Source organism: Blastococcus sp. SYSU D00820 (assembly GCF_054050695.1).
In genome coordinates, this window is record NZ_JBJGZW010000001.1 from 468,791 (window position 1) to 485,285 (window position 16,495).

The following is a 16,495-nucleotide window of genomic DNA, read 5'->3' on the forward strand; positions in this document are numbered from 1 at the left end:
GTCGCGCAGGGGCAGAGCGTGAGCGAGTCAGCCACCGCGGGCCTCTCCGACCTCGACACCGGCCCCGGCCCGCTGAGCCACCGGCTCGACACCGTCGAGCTGGCCGCCGGCACCCCCGACGTCGAGCAGCCCTACGCCGAGCTCGGCCTGAAGTCCGACGAGTACCTGCGCATCCGCGACATCCTCGGCCGCCGGCCGACCACCGCGGAGCTGGCCATGTACTCGGTCATGTGGAGCGAGCACTGCTCCTACAAGAGCTCCAAGGTGCACCTGCGCCGCTTCGGTGACCTGCCGCGCAGCGAGGCGCTGCTGGTCGGCATCGGCGAGAACGCCGGCGTGGTCGACGTCGGCGACGGCTACGCGGTCACCTTCAAGGTCGAGTCGCACAACCACCCGAGCTACGTCGAGCCCTACCAGGGCGCGGCCACCGGCGTGGGCGGCATCGTCCGCGACATCCTCACCATGGGCGCGCGCCCGATCGCGGTCATGGACTCGCTGCGCTTCGGCCGGGCCGACGCCCCCGACACCGCCCGGGTGCTGCCCGGCGTGGTGGCCGGCGTCGGCGGCTACGGCAACTGCCTGGGCCTGCCCAACATCGGCGGCGAGCTGCTGTTCGACGAGTGCTACGCCGGCAACCCGCTGGTCAACGCGCTGTGCGTGGGTGTCATGCGGCACGAGGACGTGCACCTGGCCAAGGCCGAGGGCGTCGGCAACAAGGTGGTGCTCTTCGGCGCGCGCACCGGCGGCGACGGCATCGGCGGGGTCAGCGTGCTGGCCAGCGAGACCTTCGACGAGACCGGTCCGGCCAAGCGGCCGAGCGTGCAGGTCGGCGACCCGTTCACCGAGAAGCTGCTGATCGAGGCGTGCCTGGAGCTCTTCGCCGCCGACCTCGTCACCGGCATCCAGGACCTCGGCGGCGCCGGGCTGTCCTGCGCCACCAGCGAGCTGGCCAGCGCCGGCACCGGCGGCATGCACGTCGACCTCGACCGCGTTCCGCTGCGCGACAGCACGCTGACGCCGGCCGAGATCCTTATGAGCGAGTCGCAGGAGCGCATGTGCGCGATCGTCGAGCCGGACAAGGTCGACGCCTTCCTCGCCGTCTGCCGCAAGTGGGACGTCCTCGCCGCCGTCATCGGTGAGGTCACCGACGGCGACCGCCTGACCGTCGACTGGCACGGCGAGCGGATCGTCGACGTCCCGCCGCGCACGGTCGCCCACGAGGGCCCGGTCTACGACCGGCCGATGCAGCGGCCCGACGATCTCGACGACCTCCAGGCCGACGACGCCGCCGCGCTGCCCCGGCCCACCACCCCGGCCGAGCTGCAGGCGCACTGGCTGGCCGTCGTCGCCAGCCCGGACGGCGCGGACAAGAGCTGGGTCACCGAGCAGTACGACCGCTACGTGCGCGGCAACACCGTGCTCGCCCAGCCCGAGGACGCCGGCGTCGTCCGCATCGACGAGGAGACCCACCGCGGCATCGCGCTGGCCCTCGACGGCAACGCCCGCTTCGCCCGGCTGGACCCCTACACCGGCGCCCAGCTCAACCTGGCCGAGGCCTACCGCAACGTCGCCGTCTCCGGGGCCACCCCGCTGGCGGTCACCAACTGCCTGAACTTCGGCTCCCCCGAGGAGCCGGCGGTCATGTGGCAGTTCGCCGAGGCCGTCCGCGGCCTGGCCGACGCCTGCCGCGAGCTGGGCCTGCCGGTCACCGGCGGCAACGTCAGCCTCTACAACCAGACCGGCGACGTGCCGATCAACCCGACGCCGGTCATCGGCGTGCTGGGCGTGCACGACGACGTCCGCACGCGGGTGCCCACCGGCTGGCGGCGGGCCGGCGAGACGGTGCTGCTGCTCGGCGCCACCCGCGAGGAGCTCGGCGGCTCGGCGTGGGCGTCGGTCGTCCACGGCCACCTCGGCGGCCGCCCGCCGCAGGTCGACCTGGCGGCGGAGAAGGCGCTCGGCGAGCTGCTCGCCGCGCTCGCCCGCGAGGGCCTGGTCGGCTCGGCGCACGACCTCGCCGACGGCGGGCTGGCGCAGGCGCTCACCGAGTCGGCGCTGCGCTACGGCGTGGGTGCGACCCTCGCGCTGGGTGGCTTCCCCGAGGACGTCGACCCCTTCGTCGCGCTGTTCAGCGAGTCCGCGGCCCGCGCCGTGGTGACCACGACCGACCCCGAGGCGGTCCGGACGACGGCCGAGTGGGCCGGCGTCCCGGTCACCGAGCTGGGGACGACGGGCGGGGACGCGCTCGTCGTCGAGGGCGGACCGTCCCTGCCGCTGGCCGAGCTGCGGGCGGCGTGGACGGCGACCCTGCCGGCGCTGTTCGGCGCTCCCGAGGTCACCGTCGGCAGCGTCCCGGCGGGCACCGTCCCCACCTCCTGATGCCGGCGAGCGCACCGATCCCGGCCGAGGACCTGCGGGCCGCGGTCGACCAGGTGCGCCCCTGGCTGGCCGGGGAGGCCGAGGAGCCGCCGCGCTCGGTGCTCGGTGCGGCGGTGAGGACCAGCGCGCGCTGGCTGGCCCAGCAGGTGCCGGGCCGGTCGGTGGAGGTGCGCATCCCCCCGCACGTCGCCGTCCAGTGCGTGCCGGGCCCGCGGCACACCCGCGGCACCCCGCCGAACGTGGTGGAGACCGACGCCGCGACCTGGCTGGCACTGGTCACCGGGGCACTGACCTGGGAAGCGGCGGTCGCCGCCGGGCGGGTGAGCGCCAGCGGCAACCGCGCCGACCTGAGCGCGCTGCTCCCCCTGTCGCCGCTCAGCCGGTGAACAGCGTGAGCGCGGTCTTGACCGTCTGGTACAGCCCGTAGACCAGCGGCACGCCGACCAGCGTCCAGGCGAAGGCGATCAGCCCGATCGGCGTGTGCGTGGGCCGCTGACCGTCGGACGAGGCGGACGAGCTCATCGGGTCAGGCTCCGATCTCCGGCGCCGGCGGCGGCGGTGGGGACGTCGGTCTTCTTCGGCTCGTGCCACTTGGCGGCGACCGGCCGGACCAGCAGGTTGGCGAGGAACCCGACGGCGAGCAGGCCGACCATGATGAACAGCGCCGGGCGGTAGTTGGCGGCCACCAGCGAGCCGGGCTCGCCCTGGGTGTCCAGGACGCTGTTGACGATCAGCGGGCCGGCCACGCCGGCCGCCGACCACGCGGTGAGCAGCCGGCCGTGGATGGCCCCGACCTGGTAGGTGCCGAACAGGTCGCGCAGGTAGGCGGGGATCGTGGCGAACCCACCGCCGTAGAAGCTGATGATCACGGCGGCCAGCAGCACGAACAGCCAGGTGGCGCTGCTGCCGATGGTGGCCAGCGCGACGTAGAGCAGCAGCCCGACACCGAGGTAGACCATGTAGATCGGCTTGCGGCCGATGAAGTCCGAGGTCGTCGACCAGGCGAACCGGCCGGCCATGTTGAACAGCGACAGGACGCCGACGAACCCGGCGGCCGCGGTGGCGGCGACCGTGGAGGCGTCCCCGTCGCGGAAGAAGTCCTGGATCATCGGGGCGGCCTGCTCGAGGATCCCGATGCCCGCGGTGACGTTGCAGAACAGCACGATCCACAGCAGCCAGAACTGCGGCGTCTTCACGGCGTTGTTCGCCGACACGCTCTCGGTGGTGACCAGCGCCTTCTGCTTCACCGAGGCCGGGTCCCAGCCGTCGGGGCGCCAGCCGTCGGCCGGCACCCGCACGATGAACGCGCCGAACATCATGAAGACGAGGTAGACGACGGCCAGCGTGAAGAACAGCGCGGCCACCGCGCCGCCGTTGGGCACCGAGCCGGCGACCCCGGGGTCGTAGGCGGGGTCGTAGTAGCCCATGAGCTGGCGGGACAGCGGCGAGGCGATGAGCGCGCCGCCACCGAAGCCCATGATCGCCATGCCGGTGGCCAGCCCGGGCCGGTCGGGGAACCACTTGATCAGCGTGGAGACCGGCGAGATGTAGCCGATGCCCAGGCCGATGCCGCCCAGCACGCCGTATCCGAGGTAGAGCAGCCACAGCTGCCGGGTCTCGATGCCGAGCCCGCCGACGAGGAAGCCGGCCACCCAGAAGCAGGCCGAGGTGAACATCGCCGCGCGGGGGCCGTTGCGGTCCACCCAGGTGCCGAAGACCGCCGCCGACAGGCCGAGCATCACGATCGCGATCGAGAAGACGATGCCAATCGCCGTCTGCGTCGTCTGGAAGTCCTCCACCAGCGCCGTCTTGTAGACGCTGGTGGCGTAGGCCTGCCCGATGCACAGGTGGACGGCGAGCGCGGCCGGCGGGATGAGCCAGCGGTTGAATCCCGGCCGCGCCACGATGCGCTCGCGGGCCAGGAAGCTCGGCACTGCCACGGGACCTCCGCAGGGACGCGTGCGTGACCTGTCTCACGCACCCCGGAGACGCTACGTCCGGGTCCGGCGGCCCGCCTGTCGAACAGTGGGGCGGGACCCGATCGGACGCCACGGATGTGGTCTCTCATCCGACGGAAGCCGCGTCGAGCGGCGGCCGGGGGTCGGCCTAGGCTCCGCGCATGGCCTACGAGGTGAAGGGCGTCGTCGCCCGCAGCAAGGGAGCCCCGGTCAGCGTCGAGACGATCCTCGTCCCCGACCCCGGCCCGGGCGAGGCGGTGGTGGACATCCAGGCGTGCGGGGTCTGCCACACCGACCTGCACTACCGCGAGGGCGGCATCAACGACGACTTCCCGTTCCTGCTCGGCCACGAGGCCGCCGGCACGGTCGCCGCCGTCGGTGAGGGCGTCACCAACGTCGCCGTCGGCGACTTCGTGATCCTCAACTGGCGCGCGGTCTGCGGCCAGTGCCGCGCCTGTCTCAAGGGCGAGCTGCAGTACTGCTTCAACACCCACAACGCCGCGCAGAAGATGACCCTGGCCGACGGCACCGAGCTGTCCCCGGCCCTGGGCATCGGCGCGTTCGTGGAGAAGACGCTGGTCCACTCCGGCCAGTGCACCAAGGTCGACCCGCAGGCCCCCGCCACCGCCGCCGGCCTGCTCGGCTGCGGCGTGATGGCCGGCGTCGGCGCGGCGATCAACACCGGCGGCGTCCGGCGCGGCGAGAGCGTCGCGGTGTTCGGCTGCGGTGGCGTCGGTGACGCCGCGATCGCCGGCGCGAAGCTGGCCGGGGCGTCCACGATCGTCGCCGTCGACATCGACGACCGGAAGCTGGAGTGGGCCAGGAAGTTCGGCGCCACCCACACGGTCAACTCCAAGGAGACCGACGCCGTCGAGGCCATCAAGGGCTTCACGGGTGGCTTCGGGGTCGACGTGGCTATCGACGCGGTCGGCAACCCCAAGGTGTTCGAGCAGGCGTTCTACGCCCGCGACCTGGCCGGCCGGGTCGTGCTGGTGGGTGTCCCGACCCCGGACATGCAGATCACCCTGCCGCTGATCGAGGTGTTCGGCCGCGGCGGTGCGCTGAAGTCGTCCTGGTACGGCGACTGCCTGCCCAGCCGCGACTTCCCGATGCTGGTCGACCTGTACCTGCAGGGCCGCTTCCCGCTCGACGACTTCGTCAGCGAGACGATCGGCATCGACGACGTCGACGCCGCCTTCGAGAAGATGCACCACGGTGACGTGCTGCGGTCGGTCGTGGTGTTCGACAAGTGACCGCGCGGATCGACAAGACGGTCGTGTCCGGCGTCTTCTCCCTGGACGGGCAGGACTTCGACGTCGACAACAACGTCTGGCTGGTCGGCGACGACGAGTCGGTGCTGGTGATCGACGCGCCGCACCGCGCCGAGCCGATCGTCGAGGCGATCGGCGGCCGGAAGGTGGCCGGCATCGTGCTCACCCACGGGCACAACGACCACATCACCGCCGCGGTCGACCTGCGCGCGGCAGTGGACGCGCCGATCTGGTTCCACCCGGCCGACCGGATGCTCTGGGACATGGTCCACGCCGACGCGCAGCCCGACCGCGAGCTCGCCGAGGGCACCGAGTTCCGCATCGCCGGCGCGACGCTCACCGCGCTGCACACCCCCGGGCACTCCCCGGGCAGCACCTGCCTGCACTCGGCGGACCTGAACACCGTCTTCACCGGCGACACGCTGTTCTGCGGCGGTCCCGGCGCGACCGGGCGCTCGTTCAGCGACAAGCCGACGATCCTGAACTCGATCCGTTCGAAGCTGCTCACGCTGCACGGCGACACCGTCGTCCGCACCGGGCACGGCGACGACACCACCATCGCCGCGGAGCTGCGCACCGTCTCCTGAGCCCCGCCGCACCGGCCGGCACGTCCACGGACGTGCCGGCCGGTGTCGTTGTGACGCGATCGACCTGCGAGTTCCCTGCCGGGCGCGGCAGGGCGGCCGCGCGCCGGTACCCTCGGGAAGTGCCTCGCGGTGATGGACGGCTGACGCACGACCTCGATCCCCACTCGCCCGGACCCCAGGACGCCTGCGGCGTCTTCGGCGTCTGGGCGCCGGGGGAGGAGGTCGCGAAGCTGACGTACTTCGGTCTCTACGCACTCCAGCACCGGGGTCAGGAGGCCGCGGGCATCGCGGTCTCCGACGGTGCCTCGGTCGTCGTCTACAAGGACCTCGGGCTGGTCAGCCAGGTCTTCGACGAGGCGACCCTCGGCAGCCTGCACGGCCACCTGGCCGTCGGGCACACCCGGTACTCCACCACCGGCTCCTCGACGTGGGAGAACGCCCAGCCGACGTTCCGCACCACCGACGCGGGCACCGGCCTGGCGCTGTGCCACAACGGCAACCTGGTGAACACCGCCGAGCTGGCGAGCAAGGCCGCCGACGCCGGGGTGCGCGGCGCGTTCACCTCGACCACCGACTCGGACCTGGTCACCGCGCTGATCGCCGCCCGGCCGGACCTCTCGGTCGAGGCCGCGGCCATGGAGGTGCTCCCGCAGCTGCGCGGCGCCTTCAGCCTCACGTTCATGGACGAGAACACCCTCTACGCCGCGCGCGACCCGCAGGGCGTGCGCCCGCTGGTGCTCGGCCGGCTGGAGCGCGGCTGGGTGGTCGCCAGCGAGACCGCCGCCCTCGACATCGTGGGCGCCTCCGTCGTCCGCGAGGTCGAGCCCGGTGAGCTGATCGCCATCGACGACGACGGCCTGCGCAGCCAGCACTTCGCGGCCGCCGAGCCCAAGGGCTGCGTGTTCGAGTACGTCTACCTCGCCCGCCCCGACACCACGATCGGCGGCCGCGGCGTGCACGCCGCCCGCGTCGAGATCGGCCGGCGACTGGCCAGGGAGCACCCGGCCGACGCCGACCTGGTCATCCCGGTGCCGGAGTCGGGCACCCCGGCCGCCGTCGGGTACGCCGAGGCCAGTGGCATCCCCTACGGCCTGGGGCTGGTCAAGAACAGCTACGTGGGCCGCACCTTCATCCAGCCCAGCCAGACGATCCGGCAGCTGGGCATCCGGCTGAAGCTCAACCCGCTCAAGGACGTGATCCGCGGCAAGCGGCTGGTCGTCGTCGACGACTCGATCGTGCGCGGCAACACCCAGCGGGCGCTGATCCGGATGCTGCGCGAGGCCGGCGCGCTCGAGGTGCACGTGCGCATCTCCTCGCCGCCGGTGAAGTGGCCGTGCTTCTACGGCATCGACTTCGCCAGCCGGGCCGAGCTGATCGCCAACGGGCTGGACATCGACGGCGTGCGCGCCTCGATCAACGCCGACTCGCTGGGCTACGTCTCCGAGCAGGGACTGATCGCCGCCACCGAGCAGCCGGTCAACCGGCTGTGCACCGCGTGCTTCACCGGTCAGTACCCGATCGCCCTGGGCGAGTCGGAGGTGCTGGGCAAGCACGTGCTGGAGGGCATCGGCCGCACCGCCATGCCCCGGCTGGACCCGGCGCGCGCCGACGAGCAGCGCTCGGTCACCGGCTGGACCGGTCAGCAGGCCGGCAGCGCGACGGTGCCCGGTGGCGCCGACGACGCGCTGACCCGGCCGTGAGCGCCGGCACCCCGGGGGAGCGGTTCACCTACGCCGGCAGCGGCGTCGACATCGACGCCGGGGAGCGCGCGGTCACGCTGATGCGCTCCGCGGTCGAGCGCACCAACCGGCCCGAGGTCGTCGGCGGGCTCGGCGGCTTCGCCGGGCTGTTCGCGCTGGACACCACCCGCTACCGCAGGCCGCTGCTGGCCTCCTCCACCGACGGCGTGGGCACCAAGATCGCCCTGGCCCGCGCGCTGGACCGGCACGACACCGTCGGCATCGACCTGGTGGCGATGGTCGTCGACGACCTGGTCGCCTGCGGCGCCGAGCCGCTGTTCCTGCAGGACTACGTGGCCTGCGGGCGGGTGGTCCCCGAGCGGATCGCCGCGATCGTCACCGGCATCGCGGCCGGCTGCACGCTGGCCGGCGCGGCGCTCGTGGGCGGGGAGACCGCCGAGCACGGCGACCTGATGGCTCCCGACGACTACGACCTGGCCGCGACCGCGGTGGGCGTCGTGGAGGCCGACGCGGTGCTGGGCCCCGAGCGGGTCCGCGCCGGCGACGCCGTCGTGGCGATGGCCTCCTCGGGCTTCCACTCCAACGGCTACTCCCTGGTCCGCCGGGTGGTCGCCGCGGCGGGGCTCGACCTCGCCGCCACCCCGGCCGGCCTCGGCCGGCCCCTGGGCGAGGAGCTGCTCGAGCCGACCCGCATCTACGCGCTGGACTGCCTGGCGCTGGTCGGGGCGCTGGGCACCGACGGCGTGCACGCCCTCGCGCACATCACCGGCGGCGGGCTCGCGGGCAACACCGCCCGCGTCGTCCCCGACGGGCTCGAGGCGGTGCTGGACCGCGGCACGTGGGCGCTGCCTCCCGCGGTCTCGCTGCTGGAGGAGCACGGGGTGCCGCGCGAGGAGTCCGAGCGCGCGTTCAACTGCGGCGTCGGGATGGTCGCCGCCGTCGCTCCCGAGGCGGCCCAGCAGGCCGTCGACCTGCTGAGCGCCCGCGGAGTGCCCGCCTGGGTGGCCGGCACCGTCCAGGAGCGCACGGACGGCGGTACGGGCCACGGCGCTGCCGCGGCCCGGCTGGTCGGCTCCTACCGCTGAGACGCGTGCCCGGGCGGTCGGCCCCGGCACGCGTTCCAGCGCACGGCAAGGCCCCCTACCCCACCGCCGGCGGGCCGGCGGTGGGGTAGGGGGACCTAGCTCAACGGCTGGCAGCCCAGTCGTCGTCCGCGTCGTCGTCGGCCCACCGGTCGGTGTAGTCGTCGTCGTCCTCGTCGTCGTCCTTCGCCGCCGCGTGCGACGGCGTGTAGGTCGACGGAGAACCGGCCAGCTCGCGCTGAAGAGCGGAGAGGTCCGTGTTCGGTGAGCTGTACTTGAGCTCACGGGCCACGCGTGTCTGCTTGGCCTTCGCTCGGCCGCGCCCCATCGGCTCGACCCCCTCGTTACGGAGTACGGGAGCCCAGCTCCGGGCTGAGCGGCCCGCGTGGCGACCCCGACTGAGTGACTGTGTCTCGCACGAGCTTACGACACGGATCGACGGCGGGCACGGGTCCCCACCCCGCCGTCCCCCGTCCGGGGGCGCCGGGGCCCCCGGAGCGGTCGTCGGAGGCGTCCGCGCCGGTCAGCGGGGAAGTCGGATGGTGGCCAGCCGGCCCACCGCGCGCATCCGCTCCTCGGCCAGCCGGTCGGCGGCGACCGCGGGGGAGACGCCCTCGTCGTCGGCGGCGCGGAAGACCCGCAGCGCCACGTCGTAGATCGTCGCCGCCCGGGCCTGCGCCCGCGGGAAGGAGAACCCGTGGCGCTCGTCCTCGACCTGGATGACGCCCCCGGCGTTCACCAGGTAGTCGGGGGCGTACAGGACGCCGCGGCGCAGCAGCTGGTCGGCGATGCCCTCGGTGGCCAGCTGGTTGTTGGCCCCGCCGCAGACGATCTCGGCGCCGAGGACGGCGACGGTCTCCTCGTCGAGAGCGCCCCCGAGCGCGCAGGGGGCGTAGACGTCGGCGGGGGTGCGCACCAGCGTGGCGGTGTCGGCGACGGCCTCGACCCCCGGGTGCCGGGCCAGCACCCGGTCGACGGCGGCGGGGTCGACGTCGGTGACGAGGACGTCGGCGCCGTCCTCGACGAGGCGGTCGACCAGCCAGCCGCCCACCTTGCCGACGCCGGCCACGGCGACGGTGCGCCCGGCCAGCGACGGCTTGCCCCACCGGTGCTGCGCGGCGGCCCGCATCCCCTGGAAGACGCCGAACGCGGTGAGCACCGAGGAGTCACCGCAGCCGCCGAGCGCCTCGCTGCGGCCGTGGGCGAACCGGGTCTCGCGCGCGACGAGGTCGAGGTCGGCGTTGGTCGTGCCGACGTCGCAGGCGGTCAGGTAGCGGCCGCCGAGCGACTCGACGAACCGGCCGTAGGCGCGCAGCAGCGCCTCGGTCTTGTCGGTCCGCGGATCGCCGATGATCACCGCCTTGCCGCCGCCGAGGTCCAGCCCGGCGAGGCTGTTCTTGTAGGCCATGGCCCGGGAGAGCGCGAGCGCGTCGGCGACCGCGGCCTCCTCGCTGGCGTAGGGGTGGAATCGGGTGCCGCCCAGTGCCGGCCCGAGCGCCGTGGAGTAGACGGCGATCACCGCCCGCAGCCCGGACTCCTCGTCGGAGCAGAAGACGACCTGTTCGTGTCCGGAGCCGAAGACGTCCACGACGCCGAGCGTAGGACGTCGGGCACACCGACCGATTTCTCGTCGGGACCGCTCAAGATCCCCCCGAGGAGTGACGAGAACGAGAGGGACAGATGGGGAACCGGCGCCTCGTGATCACGGAGTGGTCACTGCTCCGCGTGTTGCTCGTGTGACTCGACGTCACCGGACCACGCTGCACCGGCACCCCGCACCAGCCCGTCCCGAGGAGCTCCGTCATGCAGCAGGTCCGCGCCGGCCGACGCCGGACGAGCCCGACCCGGACGCCCGCGCGGCGACGGGGCGGCCTGCGGGCAGCGCTCGTCGGGCTCCTCGCCGGTGCGGTGCTGGTCACGACGGCCGGCCCCGCGCTCGCCGTCCCCCCGCCGCCGGTGAACCCCAGCGACGGCGAGATCAGTGCCGCCCAGGCGGCCCAGGACGCCGCCGCGGCCGAGGTCGGCCGGATCGCCGCGCTGGTCGCCGGCGCCGAGGCCGAGCTCGAGCGGCTGACCGTGCAGGCCGAGGCCGCCGGTGCGGCCTACCTGGCCGCCGAGGAGGCGCTGCTGCTGGCCCAGGCCGCCGCGGACCAGACGGCCGCGCAGCTGCAGGCGGCGGCGGCCGCCGTCGACGCCGCCATCGCGCGGATCGGCACCTTCGCCCGCGACAGCTACATGAACGGCAGCACGCTCACCACCACCCAGGCGCTGCTCGACGCCTCGGGGCCGGCCGAGCTGGTGCAGCGCGCGGCGCTGCTGGACTACGTGGCCGACACCCAGGTCGACGTCCTCGGTGAACTGGAGCTGGCCCGCGTGCAGCAGGCCAACGCCGACTCCGCCGCCCGGGCCGCCCGTGACCAGATGGCCGCCGCCGAGCACCAGGCGGCCGAGGCCAAGGCCGCCGCCGACGGCCAGGTCGCCGCCCAGCAGGCCGCCTACGCCGAGGTCGCGGCGCAGAAGGCCACCTACGACCAGCAGCTGCAGGCCGCGCAGATCCACCTGCTGGAGCTGCAGGGCCAGCGCGACGCCTACGCGGCCTGGCAGCAGCAGAAGGCCGCCGAGGAGGCCGCGGCCGCCGCGGCCGCTGCCGCCGCCGCGCAGGAGGCCGCCGCCGCTGCGGCCGCCGCACGCGGTGCCGCGGCCGCCGCCCCGAGCGGGAGCGGGGGCGGGGGCGACGGGCCCTACGTCAAGCCGACCTCCGGCCGCACGTCCAGCTGCTACGGCACGCGCTGGGGCGCGCTGCACGGCGGCGTCGACATCGCCGCCCCGATCGGCACCCCGGTCTACGCCGCCACCAGCGGGGTCGTGAAGCGCGCCGGGACGGCGACCGGCTTCGGCTACGCCGTCTACATCCTGGGCGACGACGGCGCGGTGACCGTCTACGGCCACGTCAACCGCTACTTCGTGCGGGCCGGCGAGCGGGTGGTGGCCGGCGAGCAGATCGCCGAGGTCGGCAACCGTGGCCAGTCCACCGGCCCGCACCTGCACTTCGAGGTGCACCCCAGCGGCGCGATGTACGGCGGACAGGTCGATCCCGTGCCGTGGCTGCGCGCCCGCGGGGTCAGCATCAGCGGCTGCTGAGCCGCCGGGACGACGAACGGCCCGCCACCTCTCGCAGGTGGCGGGCCGTTCGTGCGTCCGGTGAGGGCGTCAGCCGCCGGGGCAGTTGGTGGTGACGAAGTCGCTGACGTTGGTGCCGGCCGGCCCGTTGAAGGCGGTGAGGAAGTCGGCACCGCCCTGCTGGTACTGCTGCAGCCCCTCCGGGGTGCTCAGGTCGACGGAGTTGGCGACCGTCGCCCAGTTCCGCAGCGCGTCGCCGAGGGTGGCCCAGTCGGCGGCGATCTCCTGCGGCGGCTGGACGGCGTCGAAGGCGACGGTGGCCTGCTGCAGCTGCGGCGCGACCTGGGCCGGGTCGGTGGTCGACCCGAGCTGCCCGGCGGCGGCGGCGAACTGCTCGGCCTGGGAGCAGAACTGGGCGACCGCAGGGTCGCTGCTCCCCGAGCCGCCGGACTCGCTGCTGCTGGACGGCGCGCTGCTGGACGCGGAGCTCGACGAGGAGGAGGACGAGGAGGACGACGACGAGGAGGCGCCCTCGTCGTCGCCTCCGCTCCCGCACCCGGCGAGGAGGAGGACGGCGGCGGCGGTGGCCACGGTGGGACGGGCCAGGCGTCGGAGTGCGCGCATGTCCCGGAGGCTAACCGCCGCGCGCGCACGCCGCGGGACGCGCCGATAGCGTGCCGGGCGTGGACGCCCCCGTAGACCCACGCACCACGTGGGACCTCCCCGCCCTCGGCGCGATGCCGCGGACGGCGGACCTCGAGCCGCTCGTGACGCGGGTGCTGGCACCCAACCCGTCGGGTATGGCGCTGGACGGCACCAACACCTACCTGGTCGGCGCGCCGGGCAGCGGGCAGGCCGTGCTGGTCGACCCCGGGCCCGACGACCCGGCCCACCTCGCCGCCGTCGAGGCCGCCCTGGCCGCGCGCGACGCCCGGTGCGTCGGCGTGCTGGTCACCCACCACCACATCGACCACGCCGAGGCCGCCATCCCGTGGGGCGAGCACTTCGCCGCCCCCGTCGGCGCCGGCGACGCGCGGGTGGCCGGGCCGCGCGGGCGGGTGCTCGGCGAGGGCGACGAGCTGTCCTGGGCCGGGACGACGATCGGCGTCGTCCCCACGCCGGGGCACTGCGGTGACCACCTGGCCTTCCGGGTGGAGTCCGGCGCGGTGCTCGTCGGCGACCACGTGCTGGGCCGCGGCACCTCGGTGGTCACCCACCCCGAGGGCGACGTGCTCGCCTACCTGGAGTCGCTGCGCCGGGTGTACGACCTCGGCCCCAGCGCGCTGTACTGCGGGCACGGGCCCGAGCTCACCGAGGATCCGGGCGCCGTCCTGCGCTACTACCTCGACCACCGCGCCTTCCGCGAGTGGCAGCTGCTCGAGGCGCTGGCGGAGGGGCCGATGACCGTCGACGAGCTGGTCGCCACCGTGTACGCGGCGGTGCCGCGGACGCTGTGGGGTGCGGCCGCGCAGTCGACGCGGGCGACGCTGGCCAAGCTGACCGCCGAGCAGCGGGTGGTATCCGCGGACGGGGACCGGGTGCGCCTGGCATGACCGCCGTCCCGGTCGTCCGGGCCGCCGACAGCGAGCGCGACCAGCGCCGCACGGCGGCCGCGCTGGCCGCGGCCGGGCTCACCGCGGGCGACCGGCTGCTGGTGTCGGCGGGCGCGTCGCCGGCGCTGCTGGCCGTCGTGCTGGGAGCGCTCCGCACCGGCGTCGTCCCCGTGGTGCTGGACCCCGCCCTGCCGGCGGCCGAGCGGGCGGCGCTGGCCGAGGACGCCGAGCCGCGGCTCGACGTCGGCGCCGCACCCGACCGCCTGCTCACCGGGGACGCCGAGGCCGAGCTGGCCGACGTCCCGCTGGCCCGGCCGATGCACTACACGTCCGGCACGACCGGCCGGCGCAAGGGCGTCTGGTCCGGCGTGCTCGCCGAGGACGACGCCCGCGCGCTCGCCGCCGAGGAGATCGACCTCTGGGGCTTCGGGCCCGCCGACCGGCACCTGGTGCTCTCCCCGCTGCACCACTCGGCGCCGCTGCGCTTCGCCGTCCACACGCTGCTGGCCGGTGGCTCGGTCCTGCTGCCCGGGCCGTTCGACGTGGCCCGCGCGGCAGAGGTCGTCTCGACCGAGGCGCCGACGACGGCGTTCTGCGTGCCCACGCACCTGCAGCGGCTGCTCGCGCACGGCGGCGTGGACTGGTCGTCGTTCCGCCGGCTGGTGCACGCCGGCGCACCCTGCCCCGAGCCGCTCAAGCGCGCAGTCCTCGAGGCGCTGCCCGAGGGCAGCGTCTGGGAGTTCTACGGCTCCACGGAGGCGCAGTTCACCGTCTGCTCGCCGGAGGACTGGCTGGCCCATCCCGGCAGCGTCGGCCGGGCGCGGCCCGGCCGGGAGCTCACGACCGACGAGCGCGGGCAGCTGTGGTGCCGGGTGCCGCGGTGGGGCCGGTTCGAGTACTGGCGCGCGCCGGAGAAGACCGCGGCCGCCTGGCGCGACGACCGGGTGACCGTCGGCGACCTGGGCCGGGTCGACGCGGACGGCGTGGTCTGGCTCGACGGCCGGCGGGAGGACCTCGTGATCTCCGGCGGGGTGAACGTCTACCCGGCCGAGGTCGAGGCGGTCCTCGACGGCCATCCCGGCGTGGTGGAGAGCGCGGTGGTCGGCGTCCCCGACGAGCAGTGGGGGCAGCGGGTGGTGGCCGCCTACGTGGGCGACGCCGACCCCGCCGACCTCGCCGCCTGGGCCCGCGAGCGGCTCGCCCCGGCCAAGCGCCCGAAGAGCCTGCACCCGGTCGGGGAGCTGCCGCGCACCTCCACCGGCAAGGTCCGCCGGCTCGACCTGCCGGAGGTGCTGGGGCTGGGCGGTGCCTGACTGGGACGTCGTCGTCGTCGGCGCCGGCTCGGCGGGCTGCGCGCTGGCCGCCCGGCTGGCCGACGCCGGCCGGCGGGTACTGCTGCTCGAGGCCGGCGCGCACCACCCGACGCCCGGCGACGTGCCGCCCGAGCTGCGCGACGCCACCACCATGGCCGCCGTCCCCGGTCACCCCGCCACCTGGCAGCTGCGCGCCGAGCTGACCGACACCGTGACCGTGCCGGTGGTGCGGGGCCGGGTGACCGGCGGCTCCAGCGCGCTCAACGGCACCTACTTCGTGCGCGCCACGCCCGCCGACGCCGCGGCCTGGGCGGCGGCGGGCAACGACCGCTGGTCGTGGACGCACCTGCTACCGGTGTTCCGCCGGCTGGAGACCGACCGCGACCTGCCGGGCTCGCCGCTGCACGGCGACCGCGGTCCCGTGCCGGTCGTGCGCCCGGCGGGCGGCTACGGCCCGGCGGAGGCCTTCGCCGCCGCGGCGGCCGGTCTCGGCGTCCCCGAGGAGCCGGACAAGAACGCCGGCGGCCCGCCGGGCTGCGGCCCGCTGCCGATGAACGTCGCCGGCGGCGTGCGGATCAGCACGGCGATCGCCTACCTGGCGCCGCGGGCCGGGCTGGCCGCGCTCACCGTGCGCGGCGGGGTGCGGGTGCGGCGCGTGTTGGTCGAGTCCGGCCGCGCGGTGGGAGTGGAGACCGACGCCGGCGAGGTGCGCGCCGCGGAGGTGGTGCTGGCCGCCGGCGCGGTCGGCTCGCCGCACCTGCTCCTGCTGTCGGGGATCGGCCCGGCCGACGACCTGCGCGCCCTCGGGATCGACGTCGTCGCCGACGTCCCGGGCGTGGGGGAGGGGCTGTCGGACCACCCGACGGTGCAGGTGCCCTGGCAGCCGCGGCCCGGCCTCCCGGCCGCGCCCGGCCTCGGGCTGCAGCAGGTGCTGGACACCGAGGACGTCGAGGTGCTGCCGTGGTTCCGGCCGTTCGGCTCGGTGCTGCCGCCGTGGCCGAGCCGCACGCCGCCGGACGGCGACGAGGGGCTCACGTTCGGCGTCTCGCTGGTGCGCCCGGAGGCGCGCGGCCGGCTGGACCTGGTGTCGGCCGACCCCGCAGCGGCGCCGCGGCTGCGCTACCGGTACCTGCGCAGCGCGGCCGACCGGGCGGGGCTGCGGGCGGGGGTGCGGCTGGCCTGCGACCTGCTGCGCTCGCGCGAGTTCGCCCCGCTGGTCGCCGGGGTGGGCGTGCCCCCCGACGTGGTGGCCGACGACCGTGCCCTGGACGGGTGGGTGGCCGCCGTCCTCGGCACGGCGGTGCACCTGTCCGGCAGCGCGCGGATGGGTCCCGACGGCGACGCGCTGGCGGTGGTGGACCAGGAACTGCGGGTGCGGGGGGTGGCCGGGCTGCGGGTGGCCGACACCTCGGTGCTGCCGGCGGTGCCCTCGCGGGGCACGGCGGCCACGGCGGTGATGGTCGGCGAGCGGGCGGCGGACCTGGTCCTGGAGTGACCGGCCGCGCTGCCGGGTCGTCCCGGCGGCGCGGGAT

The 16,495-nt window shown here is 75.1% G+C and carries 15 protein-coding genes; 10 read left to right on the forward strand and 5 right to left on the reverse strand.

Features of this window, described 5'->3' with window-relative positions; genetic code table 11:
* Positions 1-18: 18 nt before the first annotated feature.
* Positions 19-2,379 (forward strand): phosphoribosylformylglycinamidine synthase subunit PurL, encoded by a 2,361-nt coding sequence (purL, locus tag ACI79R_RS02215; RefSeq protein ID WP_456571943.1) that lies wholly within the window; start codon positions 19-21, stop codon positions 2,377-2,379.
* Positions 2,379-2,765 (forward strand): sterol carrier family protein, encoded by a 387-nt coding sequence (locus ACI79R_RS02220; RefSeq protein WP_456571944.1) that lies wholly within the window; start codon positions 2,379-2,381, stop codon positions 2,763-2,765. The genes purL and ACI79R_RS02220 overlap by 1 nt, the downstream gene beginning before the upstream one ends.
* On the opposite strand, the gene ACI79R_RS02225 is transcribed toward ACI79R_RS02220, so the two are convergent.
* A complete protein-coding gene (locus ACI79R_RS02225) occupies positions 2,755-2,901 on the reverse strand; it encodes an MFS transporter small subunit (protein ID WP_456571945.1) in 147 nt (48 codons plus the stop codon). The genes ACI79R_RS02220 and ACI79R_RS02225 overlap by 11 nt on opposite strands.
* A complete protein-coding gene (locus ACI79R_RS02230) occupies positions 2,898-4,319 on the reverse strand; it encodes an OFA family MFS transporter (protein WP_456571946.1) in 1,422 nt (473 codons plus the stop codon). The genes ACI79R_RS02225 and ACI79R_RS02230 overlap by 4 nt, the downstream gene beginning before the upstream one ends.
* Positions 4,320-4,498: 179 nt before the next feature.
* On the opposite strand from ACI79R_RS02230, the gene ACI79R_RS02235 reads away from it, so the two are divergent.
* The 4 genes from ACI79R_RS02235 (at position 4,499) to purM (ending at position 8,980) form a co-directional block, all read left to right on the forward strand.
* Positions 4,499-5,590, forward strand: coding sequence for an S-(hydroxymethyl)mycothiol dehydrogenase (locus tag ACI79R_RS02235; RefSeq protein WP_456571947.1), 1,092 nt, complete (start codon positions 4,499-4,501; stop codon positions 5,588-5,590).
* Positions 5,587-6,195, forward strand: coding sequence for an MBL fold metallo-hydrolase (locus ACI79R_RS02240; protein WP_456571948.1), 609 nt, complete (start codon positions 5,587-5,589; stop codon positions 6,193-6,195). Before ACI79R_RS02235 ends, ACI79R_RS02240 begins: the two co-directional genes overlap by 4 nt.
* 119 nt (positions 6,196-6,314) lie before the next feature.
* On the forward strand, positions 6,315-7,895 hold the full coding sequence (gene purF / locus ACI79R_RS02245; RefSeq protein WP_456571949.1) for an amidophosphoribosyltransferase: 1,581 nt from the start codon (positions 6,315-6,317) through the stop codon (positions 7,893-7,895).
* On the forward strand, positions 7,892-8,980 hold the full coding sequence (gene purM, locus ACI79R_RS02250; RefSeq protein WP_456571950.1) for a phosphoribosylformylglycinamidine cyclo-ligase: 1,089 nt from the start codon (positions 7,892-7,894) through the stop codon (positions 8,978-8,980). Before purF ends, purM begins: the two co-directional genes overlap by 4 nt.
* Positions 8,981-9,080: 100 nt before the next feature.
* Here the strand turns inward: purM and ACI79R_RS02255 are convergent, their stop codons facing one another.
* Both ACI79R_RS02255 and ACI79R_RS02260 read right to left on the reverse strand, forming a co-directional pair.
* Positions 9,081-9,305: a DUF3073 domain-containing protein gene (locus tag ACI79R_RS02255; RefSeq protein WP_456571951.1), complete on the reverse strand. Its 225-nt coding sequence runs from the start codon at positions 9,303-9,305 to the stop codon at positions 9,081-9,083.
* Positions 9,306-9,500: 195 nt separating this feature from the next.
* Positions 9,501-10,565 (reverse strand): Glu/Leu/Phe/Val family dehydrogenase, encoded by a 1,065-nt coding sequence (locus tag ACI79R_RS02260; RefSeq protein ID WP_456571952.1) that lies wholly within the window; start codon positions 10,563-10,565, stop codon positions 9,501-9,503.
* A gap of 215 nt (positions 10,566-10,780) precedes the next feature.
* On the opposite strand from ACI79R_RS02260, the gene ACI79R_RS02265 reads away from it, so the two are divergent.
* Positions 10,781-12,118, forward strand: coding sequence for a M23 family metallopeptidase (locus ACI79R_RS02265; protein ID WP_456571953.1), 1,338 nt, complete (start codon positions 10,781-10,783; stop codon positions 12,116-12,118).
* A gap of 69 nt (positions 12,119-12,187) precedes the next feature.
* On the opposite strand, the gene ACI79R_RS02270 is transcribed toward ACI79R_RS02265, so the two are convergent.
* Positions 12,188-12,721: a hypothetical protein gene (locus tag ACI79R_RS02270; RefSeq protein ID WP_456571954.1), complete on the reverse strand. Its 534-nt coding sequence runs from the start codon at positions 12,719-12,721 to the stop codon at positions 12,188-12,190.
* Positions 12,722-12,780: 59 nt separating this feature from the next.
* Between ACI79R_RS02270 and ACI79R_RS02275 the strand changes: the two genes are divergently transcribed.
* The 3 genes from ACI79R_RS02275 to mftG are packed head-to-tail and all read left to right on the forward strand — an operon-like array spanning position 12,781 to position 16,458.
* Positions 12,781-13,650 (forward strand): MBL fold metallo-hydrolase, encoded by an 870-nt coding sequence (locus ACI79R_RS02275; protein WP_456571955.1) that lies wholly within the window; start codon positions 12,781-12,783, stop codon positions 13,648-13,650.
* The gene (locus tag ACI79R_RS02280; protein ID WP_456571956.1) at positions 13,647-14,963 is read left to right on the forward strand and encodes a class I adenylate-forming enzyme family protein; all 1,317 of its coding nucleotides are present in this window, start codon (positions 13,647-13,649) and stop codon (positions 14,961-14,963) included. Before ACI79R_RS02275 ends, ACI79R_RS02280 begins: the two co-directional genes overlap by 4 nt.
* Complete coding sequence (mftG, locus tag ACI79R_RS02285) at positions 14,956-16,458, forward strand: mycofactocin dehydrogenase MftG (RefSeq protein ID WP_456571957.1); 1,503 nt, start codon at positions 14,956-14,958, stop codon at positions 16,456-16,458. Before ACI79R_RS02280 ends, mftG begins: the two co-directional genes overlap by 8 nt.
* Positions 16,459-16,495: the final 37 nt, after the last annotated feature.

Coding starts and splice junctions, on each gene's coding strand:
- ACI79R_RS02220 (WP_456571944.1), top strand. CDS start 2,379: ATGCCGGCGAGCGCACCGATCCCGGCCGAGGACCTGCGGGCCGCGGTC.
- ACI79R_RS02225 (WP_456571945.1), bottom strand. CDS start 2,901: ATGAGCTCGTCCGCCTCGTCCGACGGTCAGCGGCCCACGCACACGCCG.
- ACI79R_RS02235 (WP_456571947.1), top strand. CDS start 4,499: ATGGCCTACGAGGTGAAGGGCGTCGTCGCCCGCAGCAAGGGAGCCCCG.
- ACI79R_RS02255 (WP_456571951.1), bottom strand. CDS start 9,305: ATGGGGCGCGGCCGAGCGAAGGCCAAGCAGACACGCGTGGCCCGTGAG.
- ACI79R_RS02265 (WP_456571953.1), top strand. CDS start 10,781: ATGCAGCAGGTCCGCGCCGGCCGACGCCGGACGAGCCCGACCCGGACG.
- ACI79R_RS02270 (WP_456571954.1), bottom strand. CDS start 12,721: ATGCGCGCACTCCGACGCCTGGCCCGTCCCACCGTGGCCACCGCCGCC.
- ACI79R_RS02280 (WP_456571956.1), top strand. CDS start 13,647: ATGACCGCCGTCCCGGTCGTCCGGGCCGCCGACAGCGAGCGCGACCAG.